Annotated in this window: 16 protein-coding genes; 11 read left to right on the top strand and 5 right to left on the bottom strand. The window is 44.9% G+C overall.

Going from position 1 to position 17,638, the window contains the following annotated elements; all coding sequences use genetic code 11:
- Positions 1-144: 144 nt before the first annotated feature.
- The 4 genes from IFO66_RS19905 to IFO66_RS19890 are packed head-to-tail and all read left to right on the top strand — an operon-like array spanning position 145 to position 2,591.
- Positions 145-540, top strand: a complete 396-nt coding sequence (locus tag IFO66_RS19905; protein ID WP_192026834.1) for a GntR family transcriptional regulator — start codon at positions 145-147, stop codon at positions 538-540.
- On the top strand, positions 527-1,402 hold the full coding sequence (locus IFO66_RS19900; protein WP_192026833.1) for an ABC transporter ATP-binding protein: 876 nt from the start codon (positions 527-529) through the stop codon (positions 1,400-1,402). Before IFO66_RS19905 ends, IFO66_RS19900 begins: the two co-directional genes overlap by 14 nt.
- Positions 1,392-2,375, top strand: coding sequence for a hypothetical protein (locus IFO66_RS19895; RefSeq protein ID WP_192026832.1), 984 nt, complete (start codon positions 1,392-1,394; stop codon positions 2,373-2,375). Before IFO66_RS19900 ends, IFO66_RS19895 begins: the two co-directional genes overlap by 11 nt.
- A gap of 54 nt (positions 2,376-2,429) precedes the next feature.
- Positions 2,430-2,591 carry a hypothetical protein gene (locus IFO66_RS19890; protein WP_192026831.1) on the top strand — a complete coding sequence of 54 codons (162 nt, stop codon included), beginning with the start codon at positions 2,430-2,432 and terminating at the stop codon, positions 2,589-2,591.
- Here IFO66_RS19890 and IFO66_RS23900 read toward each other — a convergent pair.
- Complete coding sequence (locus IFO66_RS23900) at positions 2,586-4,193, bottom strand: aminotransferase family protein (protein WP_225445930.1); 1,608 nt, start codon at positions 4,191-4,193, stop codon at positions 2,586-2,588. The genes IFO66_RS19890 and IFO66_RS23900 overlap by 6 nt on opposite strands.
- Before the next feature lie 395 nt (positions 4,194-4,588).
- Complete coding sequence (locus IFO66_RS19875; RefSeq protein WP_192026830.1) at positions 4,589-5,344, bottom strand: YheC/YheD family protein; 756 nt, start codon at positions 5,342-5,344, stop codon at positions 4,589-4,591.
- Between the two features lie 121 nt (positions 5,345-5,465).
- Here IFO66_RS19875 and IFO66_RS19870 point away from each other — a divergent pair, with 121 nt between their 5' ends.
- From IFO66_RS19870 to IFO66_RS19860, 3 genes are read left to right on the top strand one after another with little or no spacing between them, the layout of a single operon-like run.
- Positions 5,466-6,698, top strand: a complete 1,233-nt coding sequence (locus IFO66_RS19870; RefSeq protein ID WP_192026829.1) for a phenylacetate--CoA ligase family protein — start codon at positions 5,466-5,468, stop codon at positions 6,696-6,698.
- Positions 6,699-6,730: 32 nt separating this feature from the next.
- Positions 6,731-7,747, top strand: a complete 1,017-nt coding sequence (gene sbnA / locus IFO66_RS19865; protein ID WP_337913444.1) for a 2,3-diaminopropionate biosynthesis protein SbnA — start codon at positions 6,731-6,733, stop codon at positions 7,745-7,747.
- Positions 7,744-8,706: a 2,3-diaminopropionate biosynthesis protein SbnB gene (locus IFO66_RS19860; protein WP_192026828.1), complete on the top strand. Its 963-nt coding sequence runs from the start codon at positions 7,744-7,746 to the stop codon at positions 8,704-8,706. The genes sbnA and IFO66_RS19860 overlap by 4 nt, the downstream gene beginning before the upstream one ends.
- A gap of 170 nt (positions 8,707-8,876) precedes the next feature.
- On the opposite strand, the gene IFO66_RS19855 is transcribed toward IFO66_RS19860, so the two are convergent.
- Entirely contained in the window at positions 8,877-9,137 is a 261-nt protein-coding gene (locus IFO66_RS19855) for a hypothetical protein (RefSeq protein ID WP_192026827.1), read from the bottom strand.
- A 207-nt stretch (positions 9,138-9,344) separates the two neighbouring features.
- Here IFO66_RS19855 and acpS point away from each other — a divergent pair, with 207 nt between their 5' ends.
- On the top strand, positions 9,345-9,731 hold the full coding sequence (gene acpS / locus IFO66_RS19850) for a holo-ACP synthase (RefSeq protein WP_192026826.1): 387 nt from the start codon (positions 9,345-9,347) through the stop codon (positions 9,729-9,731).
- Positions 9,732-9,792: 61 nt separating this feature from the next.
- On the opposite strand, the gene IFO66_RS19845 is transcribed toward acpS, so the two are convergent.
- Together IFO66_RS19845 and IFO66_RS19840 are read right to left on the bottom strand one after the other, a co-directional pair.
- A complete protein-coding gene (locus tag IFO66_RS19845) occupies positions 9,793-10,368 on the bottom strand; it encodes a lipoprotein BA_5634 family protein (protein WP_192026825.1) in 576 nt (191 codons plus the stop codon).
- Between the two features lie 219 nt (positions 10,369-10,587).
- Entirely contained in the window at positions 10,588-10,920 is a 333-nt protein-coding gene (locus tag IFO66_RS19840; RefSeq protein WP_225445929.1) for a c-type cytochrome, read from the bottom strand.
- A 380-nt stretch (positions 10,921-11,300) separates the two neighbouring features.
- Between IFO66_RS19840 and mutY the strand changes: the two genes are divergently transcribed.
- From mutY to IFO66_RS19825, 3 genes are all read left to right on the top strand, one after another.
- Positions 11,301-12,404: an A/G-specific adenine glycosylase gene (gene mutY / locus IFO66_RS19835; RefSeq protein ID WP_192026823.1), complete on the top strand. Its 1,104-nt coding sequence runs from the start codon at positions 11,301-11,303 to the stop codon at positions 12,402-12,404.
- Between the two features lie 434 nt (positions 12,405-12,838).
- Positions 12,839-14,080, top strand: coding sequence for an S-layer homology domain-containing protein (locus IFO66_RS19830; protein ID WP_192026822.1), 1,242 nt, complete (start codon positions 12,839-12,841; stop codon positions 14,078-14,080).
- A 15-nt stretch (positions 14,081-14,095) separates the two neighbouring features.
- Entirely contained in the window at positions 14,096-17,437 is a 3,342-nt protein-coding gene (locus IFO66_RS19825) for a DUF5704 domain-containing protein (protein WP_225445928.1), read from the top strand.
- Positions 17,438-17,638: the final 201 nt, after the last annotated feature.

Here is a 17,638-nt window from a genome sequence, read left to right as displayed (position 1 = left end):
TAACTAATTTACGGTTTATCGCTGCATTAAGTGAAATCGCCGTTAGTGGGCCAGATAAATGAGAGGTGTAGACGATATATCATCTCGTAACATACCTACTGGAAGATTTTTATCGATTGAGATGGAGTAGGAAGGAGGTTGAACATGATACAGCTGCAACAACGAAGTTCTTCTCCTATTTATGAGCAAATTGTAGAGCAAATGAAAGAGCTAGTTGCTAAAGACATCATGAAGGCTGGAGACAAAGTACCTTCGGTAAGAGAACTGTCTTCTACGTTATTAATTAATCCAAATACGGTAAGTAAAGCTTATCAAGAGCTTGAACGTCAGGGAGTGATCCAGACGATTAGAGGGAAGGGAACATTCGTATTAGAGCCATCGGTTCCTAGAATGGCAGCAGAGCGTATCGAAGCACTTCGGCATGAGCTGCAGCGTTTAACGGTGGAAGCGAAGCATCTAGGTATGACGAAAGCACAATTTCGAGAAATGGTAGACGAAGCAAGTCATATGCTTGGGGAGGGTTATCATGCTGCGGATTGAAACGATTGCAAAACGTATCGACAACAGGCAAGTACTAAGTGGAGCATCCTTTGAGGTAGAGCCTGGCCAAATTGTAGGATTGCTCGGAAGGAATGGAACAGGAAAGACAACGATGCTGCGTACGATAGTGGGTATATATGACCCTGATGGCGGAAAAGTAACGTTGGATGGCATTGATGTTCATACGAAGCCGGAAGTGAAGCGAGATCTCGTATTTATCCCAGATGCGCCAACTGCGTTGGAAGGCTACGGGCTGGGGGAGTGCGCTAAAATGTTTGCGCGGATTTATCCAAAATTCGATATGGACTTTTTCCAGATCACACTTAAGGAATTCGGTTTGGCGGAAGGACAGAAGGTGCGCAAACTGTCTAAGGGAATGAAAATGCTCTTCAGTACAACGTTAGGACTTGCTACGAGGGCGCGATATATTTTGTTGGATGAACCGACGAATGGGGTAGATGTCATCGCTAAGAAGCAATTGCTCGCAATCATAATGGGGGCACTGACACCAGAAAGCAGCATCGTCATTTCTACGCATATGCTCCATGAGCTAGATCGAATAGCGGACAAAATTGTTTTGCTGCGGGATGGTAAGACCGATGAGCAGTGGACGTTAGAGCAATTGCAGCAGCAAGTACGCAAGCTGCAAATTGTGTTTACAGAGGGTGCATCTGCTCAGATGCTGGATCAGCCTTGCGTTCACGTTTTACAGCAGATTGGTCCTGTACATACAGTGTTGATGGAATCTGATGAGTTGTATACGCTTCTGAGTGATAACAGTAAACTGCTCATTGACGAATTACCCTTAACGCTTGAAGATTGGTTCACATGGAAGTCAGGAGGTGATGGCGATGCTGCGTAACCTTTTTGATCGAGGATTGTGGTGGAAGGAATTTAGGCAGGCGAGGCTGATGCTGCTTGCGATGCTCGTCGTTGGATTTTTTGCGCTTCCTTATACGCATATTCGTTATTATTCTATAATGCAGTCAGGGGAAATCTATGGGGAACTCATGCATATCATTAGAGAGTTGAAAGAGACCCCAGCTGGCTTCTGGATGGTGACGGATTTATTATCAAGCTTTTTATCTACGATGATAGTAATGAGTTTGATTTTGGCTATCTATCAGCTTGGTCTAGAACGACACGCTCATAGACAGGAGCTTAGCTTTTCATTGCCATATTCTCGTAGTCAAATGTATATAACGAAGTTATTGATTGGTGTAACGTTTATAGTTATTTCTATATTGATAAATGTATTGCTCGATATCGTCATGCTATATGCTTTGGATTTTAGCTTTATGATGATGTGGGAAGATTATGTTACGTATATAGGGAAGCTTCTGCTTGTGGTTCTGTCTGCATATTCAATCGGTATGTTTGTCGGTACGATTAGCGGTTCGTTAGTAGCGCATATTGCATTTACGTTTGTCGTCATATATTATCCGGAGTTTATAAGATGGAGTTTCAGAACGGTCTCTCATCTTTATGAGATTTCAATACTACAGAATTATAATCACTATCCGCTAACTACTTATTTTTTTGATATGCAGTATGGCAGTTATCCTTCCTTGTTTATTTTGCTAGTTACAATTGGACTAGGGATAGTTCACTATCGTTTCAATCATGCTGAACATAACGGGAAGTGGGTTGTTGTTCCCATATGGGAGAAAATTTTAATTATCGGCTTTGCGATAAGCAGCGGGTTATTTTTCGGATTTTATGTATATCATCAACATTACAGTGGAAAAATTGGCTACGGGATCGGATTTGGTGTTGGACTTCTTATTGGCTATGTGATGATTAAATTACTTAACCGTCTGCGTGTTCGCTTCTAGCTAGGCTGTAGCATTACTAAATTAGCTGAGCGGAGACTACAGGGTGCTGTTGGGATGTCAGATAAAAATGAGAAGCAAGTGGTAGTAAGTGAAAGAAGCGCCTGTCCTGGGATTGTTAAGGACAAGCGCTTCTTTGTTGGGCGAGGAGGGCTCCGTTTACGGATTGGTAACGGAGTCCCCCTCGCTGTTGGGTTCGGCGTGTGGGAGTCGTTATGACAACACGCGCCGAAGGACACGCACGGTGCGCGCAACGATATCGCGCACCTCTTCTGGCGTGACGCATAGCGGCAGCCAGAAGTAGAGCGTGTCCCCAAGCGGGCGGAGAATGAGTCCTTCTTCGAAGCCTGCTTGGTAAATGGTCGCCCCGATGCGCTGCTCGGGGCGGAAGGGCTCGCGGCGTTCGGCATCTGCATACAGGTCGAACGCTGCGACGAGGCCGAGCTGGCGCACATCAGCGACGTGCGGCAGTGCGGTCAATCCAGAGTCGCGCAGAGCAGCTGCCAGCGCGACGGCGGAGGCTTGCGCTCGTTCGAGGACATTCTCTTCCTCGAACAAGCGCAAGCTTTCAAGTGCCACGGCGCAAGCGACCGGGTTACCGGTGAAGCTATGGCCGTGAAAGAACGTCTTCTGCGTATGGTAGTCATCATAGAACGCAGCATAAATAGCATCCGTGCATAAGGTTACGGCCAGCGGCATAACGCCAGCTGTAAGCCCTTTGCTCAGGCACATGATGTCAGGGCTCACTCCAGCGTGTTCGCAGGCAAACATTTTGCCTGTACGACCGAAGCCCGTTGCCACCTCGTCAGCGATGAGGTGGACATGATGCTGCGTGCATAGCTCCCGCAGCCCTTGCATGTACGCAGCCGGCGTCATAATCATGCCGCCTGCGCCCATGAGCATCGGCTCCACGACGATCCCTGCGATCGTGTCGCCTTCACGTTCAAATAGCTCGCGCACGGCGGCTAACGCCTGCTCCGCAACTTTGCGCTCGCTCTCGAGCCTAGCCGCGGCACCAGTGTCTTCACTCGCTGTGCTTGTGCCTGACTTCCTCGTGCCTCGCACGAGATTCGTGTCTACATCACGTTCCTGATATAGATGCGAACCAAGTTGCGGCACCATAGCTTCAGCCTGTATCATATCCACCGTTAGCTTTGACTCTCTACCACAAGTTTGTTGCAGTACTGCTTCAAATTTCGACTCTGTCCTACACTCCTGCCCCAGCCCTGACGTCACCTTAGCCCGCGCCCCCCGAGCCTGCCTCAAATCCGCAGCCGGTACACGGTGTGCGTGGAAGAGCAGCGGCTTGAACAGGGCGTGATACAGCGCCACGCCGCCCACACTTACGGCGCCCAACGTATCGCCGTGATAGCTTCCGTCGAGATAGACAAATTTCGTCTTCGACTTCAGCCCGATCTGCTGCCAATATTGGAATGACATTTTCAGCGCCACTTCAACCGCCGTCGAGCCATTATCCGAGTAGAACACTTTATTAAGGCCCTCCGGAGTAATGTCGACCAGCTTTTCCGCCAGCTCAATGCCTGGCGCATGTGTTAGTCCGCTGAACATAATATGGTCAAATGCGTCCAATTGGCGCTGAATAGCCGCTTTGATTCTAGGGTGTCCGTGCCCGTGCACGTTGCACCACCACGAAGAAACCGTATCGTAATAGCGGCGACCATCCGCATCGATTAAAAAGATGCCTTCTGCACGCTCAATAAGCAGATGATCGCTATGTTCATAGTCTTTCATTTGTGTGAATGGATGCCATACGTACTGCTTGTCCTTCAGGAGCAGTTCCTGTTTCTGCTTCGGATCCATAAATACCTCCTAATGGAGCATCTAGTTCATAGATATATATATGTTAACTTTATTTTAATATAAATAGGTTGACGAATGAAAGGTATTTGTACAAATGTAATGCTGCAGTAAACAGTAGCGGCAGATCAGCAGTTATGAAGAAAGAGGAGTTGAATGCAACTAGAATATGTACGGGGCGAAGCTAGGATAATCACCGAACCGATTCGAACCAATAGCGATAGAATTCAATTTATAGTCTACTATTACCCCTAAAAGGCTTACCGCTCCGCAAAAGAGGTTGAGGAGAGTAAGCCTTTTTGCCTTTATGCGCTATGAAAAAGCCACAGAGCAATAGGGTAACGATAGACCAGCTTGCGGTTTGTACAGCAAGTAATCTATCAGCCTATTAGATGCACCTATTTAAAATTGCGGCGGTAGCGTCGTATGCGGTTATACATCGTCAGGTCGGATATTTTACTAAAAGGCTTTATATCTGGTCTCGTATTTACTTCTAGAATCCATGGGCGAAGCTTTTGATCAAGGGCGATATCGAATCCAAGCTCTTGTAGAAATGGGTATTTGCGAGATAGGACTTGGGCTCCCTTTAGACAAAGGTGGCGAATATCAGCGTCTAGTTGATGATACGTGTCCATTGATCTACCGGTGCGTGTAAAGACATAGGGAACAGGTGTAATATCAGCACCTTGACTACCGTTTGTAACAGCTTTGCGTGGTTGAGCAATACGAGCAACCATGCCTGTAAAATGCCAATTCCATTTACGATCAACTTGCGTCACAGCTCTTATATCTAGTAATCGTCCGTTATAGCGAAGCAAATCGATACCTTGTTGTACGACATGGACACGGCTGCGAGTATAAGGTTTGAGCTCTTTAACTAGTTTGCGCCAAGTAAGACCCGAACGGATTCGGTCGCCACGTTGCACAGAGAATGAGGTGCCTTTGGCATTATTTTGCTGAACACGCATAACCCCTCTACCTTGTGAACCATGATCAGGCTTTACATACACCATGCCGTGACGCCTAAGGAGCTTATCCAATGCGGAAGCTCGGTAAAGCATTGTCTGTGGAATTGCCCGGCGTACGATTTTGTTGCGTACTAGTACCGCTGTTTTTATCCACTTGCTTGCTATACGCCTACTTTTAGTAGCCATATTCTATGCACCACCTCTTTTTAATATAAGCTATGCCTGTCATGTTAAGGAGGATTGGGCAGACGGGCTCGAAAGTTCTGCATAGTATAGTATGAACAATCTTGAAAGTAGGGTTGCCATAATGGTAGAGATAAACGCCCCGCATGTTGCAGCAAAGCTGCAGGAAGTAAAACAGCTTTACCCTTGGTATACGACTCTGCTGGAAGGAGCGTATATCGATAGTTGGCCTAAACTACCATTGCTCACACATGATAGGCTGCTTCCTTATTTCGACGAGACAGAGTTAGTGCAGGAACCCAATTGGAATGTCTATCGAACATCGGGCACGAGTGGAAAAAGGAGAAAAGCAATTGGTTATGATGCCGCAGACGAGGAGGCGTATGTCGAGCATAAAGTGCAGTTGTTCGGCAAGCTGCTGGAAGGCAGGGGGTTAACGAGAGCTCTCAGTGATATGGGGACGGGGCATGCGGCCGCTACAGCGCAGGAGATCTTCGAGAAGCTAAATATGCAATGCTGGACGATTCCGTTCCAACAGCCTGTAGAAGAGCATCTGGCCTGCATCGCAGAGCATCGTCCGGAAGTATTGTATACGATGCCTTCCATTTTGGATCGTCTCGTCAAGGCGGCACCCGCTGGCTTTGATTGGGGGATTCAAATTGTCATTCTAGTAGGAGAAGTAGCAGCTCCAGCATGGCGGAAGCGGATGGCAGATGTATTCGGTATTGCTGCTGACGATGTGAAAGATACGTATGGCAGCATCGAGGTTGGCACAATGGCTTATTATGATGCAAGCAGTGGGCGCTACGTCCTGATGGAGGGCATTACAGCAGAAGGTGTATCTCCTGCGGAAGTAGGGTTGCCTGATATCCATTTGCCTGCAGGAGAACAAGTTCTTGTGCTAACCTCTTTCGTCCGTAGACGATTCCCTGTCCTGCGCTATGTGACCTATGATGTCGTTCGTGATCTCCGTACAGAGCTGATAGATGGACGACATGTAACGACATTTGAAGCTATCGTCAAACGAATTGGCCCTGAGTTGAAGCATGGTGAGAAAATTAGCCTATACGATATCGAAGATGCTGTATTCCAACATGTAAAACAAGCAGATGTACGCGTCATCGTAGAGCATAACCAACTTCATGTGTATATCGACAGTCCTCAGCCTATCGACAACGTCCTTTATCAGAAGATTCGCTCTAGCTTGCATGAGGCTATTCCTGAGATTGGGCAAATGATTGATTCTGGTATTTTAGAGGACATGAATGTACATCTCGTCAATTTACAAGATCCGAATGCGGTACCAAGCCTGAACCATCAGGCAGTGAAGCAGAAGAAGCTATACGTTCAAGAATAAGAGTTGCAGTCAAAGAGAAGGGTGTGGTAAGTGTGAGCGCTCATGCGCATATGATGACGGTCATTGGTAATACGCCAGTGGTTAAGCTGCAGCGCTTGTTCAAACATGCTTCATTCGATGCGTATGTAAAGTTGGAAATGCTGAACCCCGGCGGAAGTATAAAGGATCGCCCAGCCAAAGTGATGCTGCAAGAGGCTTTGCGTGAAGGTAAGCTTCGACCAGGGTCAGTAGTTGTCGAATCAAGTTCGGGTAATCTTGCGATTGGCTTGGCGCAAATTTGTAATCTGATTGGATGTACGTTCATTTGTGTCGTTGATCCTCGTACGACGTTAACGAATATACGCATATTACGTGCCTACGGGGCTCGCATCGATCTTGTTCGTGAGCCAGATTCGGCGACAGGTGAATATTTGCCCGCTCGCTTGGCCAGAGTGCGCCATTGGCTGCGTAAGCTTCCCCATGCATTTTGGCCCAATCAATATGGCAATATGAATAACCCACTTTCTCACCAGCAGACGACGATGGCGGAGATTGCAACTGATTTACCGCGAATAGACTATTTGCTTTGCGGAGTAAGCACCTGCGGGACGATTCGTGGCTGTATTGAATATATTCGTGCTAATCGACTTGCAACAAAGGTTATTGCGGTTGATGCCCTTGGTAGCTCGATATTTGGCAGCAATAGACCGAAACAGCGTCGATTACTTCCAGGACTTGGTGCGGCTGTGAGGCCAGCACTATGCCCCGAAGACGGAATCGATGACATTGTAGAGGTTGACGATCTGGAATGCATTATTGGGTGTAGACGCCTTGCTCGCTTGGAATCCATTCTCGTTGGGGGTTCTTCGGGTGGCATGATCGCTGCTTTGGAGAAGGTTCAGGATCGAATAGCTCCAGGTTCTACCTGTGCATTGATACTCCCTGATAGAGGGGAGAGATATTTAGAGACCGTTTATGATGATCAATGGATTGCCAAATTTTTTGGCAAGGAAGCACTGGATCAAGTCCGTGCACGGCAAGCAAGTGAAGGCGGGGTGGAGATCGCGTGAAATATATAACGGAAGACGACTTGCGGCAGATTGGCATTCCGTGGGCAGCTTTAAGTGATGTAATAGCAGAAGTTTCCCTCGCCTATGGCGAGGGGGACTATGCACAGCCCATTAAGCCCTATTTAAAATTTGGGGATGCAAGCAATCGAATTATTGCCATGCCAGCTTATATTAGCAGGCCGATTCGTGCAGCAGGTATGAAGTGGATTGCTAGCTATCCTAACAATGTGAATATAGGTCTGCCAAGGGCAAATAGTGTCACGATTTTAAATGATCCAGATACGGGAATTCCAAACTATATTATTAATGGTAGCTTGATTAGTACGATACGGACTACTGCTGTTAGTGCTGCACTATTGAGCAAGCTGCTGCAAGAACGTCAAGGGGATGAATTGCAAGTTGCCGTCATTGGGATGGGGCCGATTGGCCAGCATCATGTAAATATGTTAACGAGTTTGTTTAGTGAACGAATTGAAGAGATTCGTGTTTATGATAAGCGAGAAATCAGTTTCTCATTGCCGGTTGCTAATAATGTGCCTGTAAGGGCGGTTGCGACGTGGCAGGAGGCATACCTAGGCGCCGATATCGTATTTACTTGCACAGCTTCCAGTGCAAGATATATTCATATTCCCTCCAAAGAGGGCAGCATTCTTATGCATGTATCCCTTCGTGACTATTTACCTGAAGCTAAGGCAAGCAGCGGCCTAGTTGTTGTAGATAGTTGGGATGAAGTATGTCGGGCAGATACAGATATAGAGCGTCTTCACCTTGATGAAGGGCTGCAGGAAGAGCATGCGGTTACGCTGTCCGATGTCATTGCTGGTAAGGTGAAAATAGATACAGCGTGGCAGGAACGAATCTGGTTTGCTCCCATGGGCTTGGCTGTATTTGATGTAGCAGTAGCAGCTTGGTATACGAGGCAAGCCGATGAGTTGGGAATAGGTATTGAACTGCAGTGAAGCTCACAGCTTGGGAAATTTTAAATAACCTTTATCGTCGTTCTATTTATGTACGTACTGCGAATAGCAGTAACTGCTGTCGAGTTCATTGAGGAGGATGTTTGTAGGGGCGATTGAGTTAAGAGAGAGGGCTGGTGAGGCAGCCCTCTATTTTTACATACTGTGAATGGTTATGGTATGTCGATTGCAGTAATTTTCTTAATAGAGATATAGTATATGGTTCCGTTTACGAGTAGAAGGACAGTGCCATTTTCAATCCCTAGATATCTACCAACACGTTCTACAGAGTCGAAGTGTACGCTAATCGTAGTGCCAAGAGAGATTTTTTTCAGGATAGCCAATGGACCTTTTAGACCATCATTTTGACCGCCATAACCTCCGTAGTTGCCGCCGTAATTACCGCCCCATCCGCAATTGTTGTAATACGACATCTTGCTTCCTCCTTTTATTTGAGAAGATACTGTAATATATGAGAGAGTTGCCAGATCGGACTAGATTAATAGAGGAGGAGAAATGCTGATTTTACTATAATGCGAGATTGGCATACGAGCTGTCTTATCTATTTGCAAACCATGGTTCTTCATAAGATAATGAGTGCACGTTGTTTTTGATTCGATGAAAAGGGAAGGCGGGATAGGATGATACTCGGTCTTGGTCATGATATTTTAGAAATTGATCGCATTGGTCGTTTATTGGATGGAAAGAGCAGAGAACGCTACTTGCAGCGTATCTTGACGCCGCGAGAGCTTGCGCTTCTTCAACAATATGAGTCGAGATCCTTAGAATGGGTAGCAGGTCGCTTTGCTGCCAAAGAGGCGGTCGTCAAAGCATTTGGCTGTGGAATCGGTTCAGTCCTTGGATTTCAAGATATTGAGGTCCTTCCTGCGGAATCAGGCAAACCTTATGTAGAGCTTAGTCGATCAGGATGGAAGCGGTTAGGGCTTGAAGCTGAGCATACGCGAATTCATATTAGCATTTCCCATCAACCGCATATCGCATCAGCCGTTTGTGTCGTTGAGCAATAAAACACAAACCTCCATTTCCTACTGTTGTCAGTTAGAATGGAGGTTGTCGTCGTTCCTTTATTTAATTGATGGCAGTCAATTTTACGAGTTGAAAGGCATCCGTATAATCTTTAATCGTTACAAGCTCTTTGTCCATGCTCTTTTTAGTATGCAGAACTGTCATTTGCTTTAGTGTGCCTTTTATCGTTTCGAATGAACTGTCCTTTACAACTACATAGGCATCCGTGTAGCGTCTAGATTCTCCGATTACACAGTTACCTTGGTAGCTGACGTTTAGACCATTCATTTCAATATGCTTGTCCTCGGGTTTGGCGAACAGTAAGCCACTTTCGTTTCCGATCGTTGGCATTCCTTTTAGAACGCTTAGCTGCGTTTCGTTTTTCACTTCATTCCACAGCTCCATTCGAATTAAATTGCGTGCTGTCGACTCAGATAAGACAAGAACTTCTTTTCCTTGGGTACTGACTTTTTTCACGTTGTAGATTGTTTGTGATTTAATATCATCTTTATACTTGTCTGCCACTTGGTTCAGCTTAGCTTCTTCTCCATAAAGGATAAGTCCATTCGCTTGATCTATACAGCCAGTTAAAATAGCCATCATCATGATGACTAGCATCGTTATAGTAGCTTTTTTCATGTTGTAAATCCTCCGTAGTAGGTTATTGATAGCATGTCGTGTATCTGTTGACTACTATACCAAGGGAGGAGTGCGGGAACTATCGAATGAGATGACAGGAAACTTACAGATTTGCAAGGATTATGACATTCATGCTAAAAAGGCCATGTGCTTCTCAATAGTAGAAGCCTGCATGACCTTATTTGTTATTTTGAAATGATCGTGGTGAGTCGTTATCGGTTATTTTGCCTGTTCCTTTTTCGTTGCAAGCCATGCGGCGACCTTTTCGGCGTCTTCATCGCTGACACGCCCACTTTGAGTAGGCATTCTGCCTTTGCCTTCTTTGATGATGGTTACAATTTGTTCTTTCGTCAGGCGATCGCCAATAGTAGTCAAATTCGTTTCAGGTCCCATCTTGCCGCTTAAATCCGCTGCATGACATGCTAAGCATGAATTTTTGTACACTTCAACAGCATCTGCCGGGCCTTCGAGCTGGGCACTTTGCTGCTGCGTTCCTCCGCCGCATGCTGTCAAACTTATCGTGATCAATAGCAGGAATGAAGACAGAAGCAATGGTTTCTTCCTTAAGTGTCTTCTATGGTTAGGTTGCTGCAGATGCGAGGTCTCTTTATTGTTATGTATCCTCATTTTTGTTATCTCATCCTCTCTGTGTGACGATTACCATGTATGCTTCATGGAGTTAAATAGGTAAAGTTGCTTTGCTAGATTGTCTTATATTTCCTTATGTTATCAGTATAGTAAGGAGCGATAGAGATAGGCAAGCATGATAACCGTTTGTTGGCAGAACGTTCACAATACAGGCTGCTGATGTATAATGGACTTTTGGATATTTATCATAATAAATAATGAACAGCAATAAGTAGTTGGTATCGTCATAACTAGAGATAGAAAGAAACATAGAGGATCGAGAATAGAGGATTGGGGAGACTTTTATGGAGGAGCAACAACGATATTTTAGCCGCGAATTGCTTCGATGGTATTTAGATAACCGTCGGGACTTGCCATGGCGCCGTCAACATAATGCTTACTACACATGGGTGTCGGAGATTATGCTGCAGCAGACGCGAGTCAGCACCGTCATTCCATATTTCGAAAGATTTATCACGAAGTTTCCTACGCCGACTGCTTTGGCAGATGCTCCAGAGGAAGAAGTGTTGAAGGCTTGGGAAGGACTTGGCTATTATTCAAGAGCACGCAACTTGCAGGCTGGAGCGCGTGAAGTGAAGGAAAAATACGCTGGAGTTGTGCCTAATGACAAAGCAGCTGTCGCTTCCTTAAAAGGGGTCGGCCCATACACGACAGGCGCGATTATGAGCATCGCGTTCAATCGTTCTGAGCCAGCTGTAGATGGCAATGTTATGCGTGTATTGTCACGCTATTTCCGTCTGCATGATGATATTGCTAAGCCTGCTACGCGAGTTCATATCGAGCATATTGCGCGTGACCTTATTCCAGATGGACATGCTTCTGACTTCAATCAGGCCATTATGGAGCTTGGTGCACTTGTCTGCACACCGAAGTCGCCAGCTTGTTTGCTATGCCCTGTGATGGAGCATTGTGCAGGCCGTTTGGCAGGAGAAGAGACGCTGCTGCCGATTAAGACGAAGGCGAAGCCGCCGAAGCCAGAGCTGCGCTATGCTGCTCTTATTGAAGGAACTGGTGTTAACAAAGGCAAGCTGCTTATGCGTCAGCGTCCTGAGAGTGGGTTGCTGGCTCGGATGTGGGAAATGCCTCACATCTTGGTGCCAAAGCAAATGAGCGTAGCGGGACTTCCCGATGCAGAAGCTCAAGATATGCTGCGAGGTGCCTTGCATCAGGAAGGGCTTGCTGTGCTGCCGATGGAGCGGTTTATGGATGCAGAGCATACGTTTAGCCATATCCACTGGCAGATGCGGGTATTCCGCTGCAGCATAGCTGAAGATGCGGCAGTACCGGAGGGATATGCGTTTATTGGGCCTAATGATCGGGAAGAATATGCCTTCCCGAACTTGTTTGTACGCTTATTGGATGCTTACTTTGGGGAGCAGGAAGTTTGATAAATTGTTTTTTCATTTATGCAGAGCGTGATAAGTATTTCTAACTTGCTATTGTGATGTAGAGCAGTATAATAGAGTTAATTATACAAATCTTGGACGGCAGGCAGCCGGACGTTGACCTTATATAGGTGCGTTCGGCTGTTTTTTGTTCTATAGGACTTAAGTCTTATAAGGTATGTGCCGATATAAGACTTAACCGCCTATATTTTTCCTTTATTAATTACTCCATTACTTCAATTAAGTCAGTCCTCTAGGTGTTAGCCTATTTTCATTCTACTCAATGCATGCAAGATCACGTTTTTGATGCGAGGACACTCTTACTCGTCCAACCTCTATGTTTCTATACAACTGACTCGCATAGTATTCCGTTTTCATTTTCACATCTATTTAACTAGATAGGGAATCAATCGAACAACTACGAGGAGGATTTATTTATGATGAAGAGAAAAGCGCTTGTTGCAATGACGGCATTGTCAGTATTTTTAGGCGGCAGTGTGCAGGTAAGTCTATCATCTGCGGCTTCCGCTTCGACGGTTAATGGTGCGGTTGCTGTTACATTTAGTGATGTAGCAGGGCACTGGGCAGAAGGGGCGATCTACGAGGCTGTTAAAAGAGGCTATGTAACGGGATATCCTACAGGAAAGTTTCTACCTAATGCCAAAGTATCTCGTGCTGAGTTTGTGAAGATGGCGGTTTCTGCTTTGAATCTACCAGTTGAATCTGCAGCGAATGGGTTATGGTATGTGAAGTATGTAGATGCTGCCAAGACATCCGGGATTTTTGTAGAAGGTGATTTCGTAGGTGCAGATTGGAATAAGCCATTGAGCCGTGAAGAAATGTCCAAAGTTGCGGTTAGAGCACTTGATCTGAAAGCAGAGGATAAACAGTGGATGTATCTTGCAACGAAGAACGGACTGATTTCAGGAACTGCACCAGGAGTTCTATCACCAGAAGGAAGCACGACGCGTGCCCAAGCTATTTCTGTTATCGAAAGAATGCTAAAGGTGAAGAGCGGTGCGAAGCTTTCTGTTGATAAATACGCGGTTTCAGCAGCGGAGTTGTACTGGCATGATACGAACATTATGACGATGCTGCCGAGATATTTCCAAGATTCTTTTAATGGCAAACCATTTGATAATAAAGCAATGATAAGCCAATCTCCTGATGGAAAAGCAACCTGTAAGGTTACTCAACTTGTTGCCATTGACCTTGGTGATCCTAAAGATCCTAATAGAAAGTTAATTGAAGATAAGGAATATGCCTGGGTTGGTAACGGGAAGTATCACAAATTAAAAGACTCGGACGGTTATGCTGTTATGGGCATTAGCGAGACAAAAATAACAGGGAAATTAAATGTAGAAAGATTATTCCCATGCCAAATTGCGTTCCAAAATGATGATTGGTATGAGATGCCAGAGAACGTGAAAAATCCAAGAAAACCTGATAGAACGTATGGAATTATGCCTTGGAATGCCAAGTATGAGCAATTTCAATCGTTTGTAGATGTCTCGAAACTATCGAGTGGCACTGTATCATTTGCAACAGGTACACTTTTTCCTAAAGGAAACTTCGTTTCTGATAAAGCTTTCAGATTTATTTTTGGAGGAATGGGCAATTGGCAAGGAAGCTACATTCCAATTTACAATGGTAAACTCAATACCAACTATCATCAGTAGTCAGTAGGTGATGAAATGATAAAAAGATCCGTTTTATTCGTTATGGTGGTAAGCTTGCTTGCTACCATAACGAACTTGCTTGGAATCAATATGACAGTATCCGCTGCCGTCCCAAGTGGCTATGAGTCGATCGGAAACGTAACTTTTTACGGTGGTATCGGTAAAGTAGATTCCTCGAAAAATCACTATATCCCATTAAGTAAATTACACTACACGACGGTTAGCGTACCGAAGAAAAATAACGTGGCTGCTTCAGCAGTGGCCATTTACGATATTCATGGGAAACTCGTAAAGAACTTAACTAAGGTTAATGACACAACCTGGAATATTGGTGATATTTCAGGAGACAAAGTTCAACTTACTGCAAAAGCTCATGGCCAATATCAGGGGTATTTTGCGTGGTTTCGATCTCCTTCCGGGGATTACTGGATGTATGATTATAAGAATGAACGGTATTTTTTGAAATCCAATAATGATCCTTTCCCGCCTTCTAGTGGTGAGTGGGCATTTGGTACGGCTGGTAATGGTATACCCACGTTTGGTTGGAGATATGGAAATAACACCAACACAGTGTGGTCAGAAAGAAGGATCACTGCAGGTTCCAGATTGACCGAGAAATTCTTTTCTCCCTCATTGCATGGAATGGAATTTGAGATGAATCAAGTAGCCAAGGTAATTGTTAACGAGAGCGATTTAGAGTATTGGAAATGCCCGGCAAATTGTATGCAGGAATCAAAAGTGCATGGTGTGCGAAATGTAGTTGTAAACGATTCGGATAAAACGAATGTGGTAATTGATTTTGAGTTTCAAGGTACATTTGATAGCTCGCCTCCTGGTGGAGAAGTTATTAGTGATGGCAAAAATGGACTAGTTCGTGCATGGTTTAATGCATGGGATGTAACCTTTCACGGTGAAATTTATAAATATCCTGAAATGAAGATATATGCCGCTTATAGTGATGTTCCTAAAGGATCAGGCCAGTGTACATTTAGCATAGGAAGTGCATCATCTGGAGCTTCAATGAATCGGAATGATATGGACCCTAATGCAGCGGGAGTTATTCGTGCGGATAGTAGAGATGCCGAACATTTCGATGTTTCAAAAGGTATTCCGACTTCCGAATCTCTCTTTACCAATGCGTTTGCAGACAATTACCTCTTCAAACAAGACTGGGTTCAAATGAAAGGCAAGGTAACCTACAATTGTAAAGCCGATATTAAATATGTAAGAGAGTGGACAGTGCCAGGTCCTCCAATTTGTACAAAAACAGGATGCGTTCCTGGACCACCCATTCATGCGGGGGACTCCCAAAATGTAACATACTCGTTTTCTTTTACTCGCGATTATTCATATTGGCAAATTAAAAATCTCGAACTATATAAAATCAATCGTGCAGATATGCTGAACTATGCTCTACCTAGTGGGAGGACTACCATGCTGCCAAGTGGCTACACTCCACCTACTCTGAATTCAGAGCACGATGCTTCCGTACATAGTCATGTAAGGCCAGTAGATACACCAGATATTAGCTATACGCCACCTGTTTTGAAGGGAGGATTAAATAGGCCACCCTCTATTCCAGATGATACATCCAGATTAAAAGGTATGGCCGAGTCAACTACACCTCAGAGCCAAGTGAATAACGATACAGTGATTTTTAATGGGGCTACCATCATGGATGGTGGAGAAACTACTAAGGACGGTCCTACTCCCACGAATATTCCTCAACCTACGATTATCAGCCGTGATGTGCTTTACAGACCTAGCCATATGATTAATAGTCAATTAACGAACAAGTTAAACACCGTTAGTTCAGGAACGATTTATTACGATCTTGTCTCAGGAAATGTAAATGGTGGAGCTAATAGAAGCTTTCCAATCAACGGAATTAATACCGTCACTGTTCACACACCTACGGTCAACTATTCCAACGCAACGGATGATGCTGCACATAATCAAAAGACCAGGCCTAACCTCAATAGGAGAGCATTTATTCTTGATCGACCATTTACGATACATATTCCGACTTCCGGGCAGCACCGCAACATATTAGGCTATGGAAACCGAGACTATGCAAAATACATAAAAGACAAGCAAGTTAGATTTGAGTTCGATGTATACAGTGCTGATAAATCCACCTTTTATCCAAGGAATACATGGATCAGCATTCCTGTAAGAGATCTAGCAACCACCTTCTATTTACCTGTGTGGGTAGATGAAGGGGATTATACGGTTCATTTCAGATCGTTTGCTGAAAATGCTCCTTCCGATACGCTTACCCAGCAAGACGACAATTTGGAAGTAAACAACCATATAGCAACAGATACAGTGCCTGTTGAAGTTATTGGACGCGTGTATGACTTCCGTATTACCGATATTGTGGATATGAACTGGGAGCTTGCTTTCCGTCAGCAGAAAAAGAGTAAGGAACATACAGGTCGCTATTATTGGTTAGGTACGCGTAATATCGATGGAAACCCGAGGGGAAATGATTCGCGCTACACCTTGCCGATTAGGCGAGGAAGCCATCCGAATGGTGGCTTCAAAAATGTAACCGTCAAGCCAGGCTATCATTTCAAATTTGACCTCAAGACGAAGGGGAATATGTTCGGACTGAACGACTCTATTCGGATTACGCCGACATTTGAGTTTGTGAGTCGAGATGGCAAATACCGTCAAGATGTAGATTTGTATTACCACGCACCAGATCGGAACTTTGTAAGAATAGGTTCATCATTCGATACGATTGAGCGAGAAATTACGTTGAATGCAAGGCTTCGGAATCTTCATCCGCTTCAAATTGAACAGACTGGGCGAACCTTTTATCAGCTGTATCGTCATCAGCTTTCTCAAAGTGAGCAGGTGTTCATGCAGCAATGGTTAAGACAAGTCGATCGCCCAACAAAGACAGGTGGATTCAGTCATATGAAGGTGCCAGGTGGGCTTCGCTTATTCCGTGGACCGACTCAATTGCCGAATGGCGTAAATCCATATCGAGCTTATGCTGCTGAGCAGCAATGGTATGGCGAGTTCGGTATTCCATCTAAAGTATATGTTGTGCAGAAAGGATTTCCGCTGCATCGGCAATTTTCGTTCAGAGAAGACGCTTCATTTTTCTTAAAGGATGGCTATATTATCGTGAACTTCAACATAGAGACCATTCGTGCAGGACGTCTGGATGATCCGCACCTCCAGTACATTTATGCTCCGTTGACTAATCAATGGAAGCGCGAAGGTTTTGTTTACAGTGTTACTGATCCATATGGCGCCACATTCCAACTGAAGGATGGCGATATTGTGTTCTATGATGCTGATCAATCCTCTCGTGATGATTATCGCGTCAGGGGTACGCATTAAGTGATGAATGTCAACTTTGCATAGTAAAAATTAAAGATCAGGTGTTGATATTTAAGGAGGTTGGTCCTGTGGGTCCAAACTCCCTTTTTTTGTCCAACTGTAGGTCCTATAATGATGTCGATAAGAATTTGTAAGCGCTCACATAAAAGTGAGTGCCTATCATGTGCATGCGATTTGTATTTCATCTAAGAAGGGGATGTT

Source organism: Paenibacillus arenosi, from assembly GCF_014841135.1.
Taxonomy (GTDB): domain Bacteria; phylum Bacillota; class Bacilli; order Paenibacillales; family Paenibacillaceae; genus Paenibacillus_B; species Paenibacillus_B arenosi.
The sequence above is the reverse complement of the archived record's forward strand: the minus strand, read 5'-3'. Positions and strand labels throughout refer to the sequence as shown.